At 63.8% G+C, this 1,660-nt stretch carries 2 protein-coding genes; one reads left to right on the top strand and one right to left on the bottom strand.

All coding sequences use genetic code 11. The features are described 5' to 3' along the window. The coding region (locus VGP39_RS13175; RefSeq protein ID WP_414644663.1) for an IS110 family transposase at positions 1-978 on the top strand (978 nt) is incomplete at its 5' end. Between the two features lie 306 nt (positions 979-1,284). Here the strand turns inward: VGP39_RS13175 and VGP39_RS13170 are convergent. Then, on the bottom strand, positions 1,285-1,660 hold a 376-nt coding region (locus VGP39_RS13170), incomplete at its 5' end, for a RidA family protein (RefSeq protein ID WP_414644662.1).

The raw sequence follows: 1,660 nt of genomic DNA, 5'->3' as shown, positions 1-1,660 counted from the left end.
ATCAGCAGCACGGGCGAGGTAGTCGTCCGACGGGCTCTGAGGCGGGCTCAGGTGATCCCGTTCTTCAGCAAGCTTCCGCCTTGTCTGATCGGCATGGAGGCCTGCGGCACGAGCCATCACTGGGCGCGTGAGCTGGTCAGTCTCGGGCACCAGGTCCGGCTGATGCCGCCGGCCTACGTCAAGCCGTACGTGAAGCGTGGCAAGACCGACGCGGGGGATGCGGAAGCGATCTGCGAGGCGGTCACCCGACCGACGATGCGCTTCGTTTCGATCAAGTCGGTCGAGCAGCAGGCCGCGCTGGCGCTTCATCGGACCCGCGATCTCCTCGTTCGTCAGCGTACCCAGCTCGTCAACATGATCCGTGGGCTCCTGGCCGAGTTCGGCATCGACATTCCGAAGGGCATTACGCACGCCCTGGCGTTCGTTCGACGCGCGGTGGCCGGTCAAGCCGACGACGTTCCCGATCTTGCCGCGAAGGTGATTGGCGCCTTGGCTGAACAGGCGATCGAGGTCCAGGGCCGCATCCGGCAGCTCGAACGAGACCTTCTGGCCTGGTATCGATCCAACGAGGTCGCCCGACGCATCGCCACCGTGCCCGGCGTGGGTTTGCTCGGGGCGACCGCCATGGCGGCCACCGTCACGGATCCTACCCAGTTCCGCTCTGGCCGTCAGTTCGCCGCCTGGCTGGGCCTCACGCCTCTGAACAACTCCAGCGGCGGCAAGGAACGCCTCGGTCGCATCTCCAAGATGGGTGACCAGTATCTAAGGCGTCTTCTGGTTACCGGCATGACGTCGCTCGTCAGACGCAACCGGCACCATCCGAGCTCGGCCGATCCTCGGATCAACGCGCTGCTCGCCCGCAAGCCGCTCCGACTCGCGACCATCGCCATGGCGAACCGAGCGGCCCGGGCGATCTGGGCCATCATGGTCCGAGGCGAAGTCTATCGGGCGCCGGCACTCGGCTCGGCGGCGGCCTGAAGACGGTCAAAGATCAGGCGCGGTCGCGCGAAAGAGGTTGCGAGGACCATGTGACGTGATGGCGAACCGGTCAGACCCGGGACGAGGACAACCCGCCGAATGTCGAGGGCATCAAAGCCCGCAAAGCAGAATGGGACTTCGTCCGCGGAAACCATCAGGGCCAGCGGTCAACGACCGCGCGAACAGGCCGGACACAAGACTGCACCCGACCAGCACGCCAGACCCTCACAAACCCCTTGCAACGCGGGAGCCATCCACACAGGACGTTCGCTGGTTGATCCCTCATGGGGCAAGCTGTTTGTCTGCTCAAGTACAAGGCGGTGGAATGGACTCGGCTGTACGACGTGCCGTGACCTCAATCTCGATCTTCATGCGCCGATCAGCCAAACCTGCTTCGATCATGGTTGCGGCAGGCCGCACATCTCCAAACGCGCGCCGAAGCGCCGGCCAGCAGGAGGGAAAGTCATCGGCGCTGGGCAGGATGTACCGCGCCCGGACCACGTCGGCGAAATTCGCCCCTGCCTCTTGAAGGGTATTTTGGATGTTGACCAAGCACTGCTCGACCTGCTCCGCAACATCATCGGATATCGTCATCGTTCTGCAATCGAACCCTGTCGTGCCAGAAACAAAAACCCATTCGCCGTCAACGACTGCTCGCGAATAGCCGATGTCGTGTTCGAAC

Source organism: Bradyrhizobium sp., assembly GCF_036009065.1.
In the GTDB taxonomy this organism is placed as follows: Bacteria; Pseudomonadota; Alphaproteobacteria; order Rhizobiales; family Xanthobacteraceae; genus Bradyrhizobium.
This window is presented reverse-complemented; position numbering and strand designations above follow the sequence as displayed.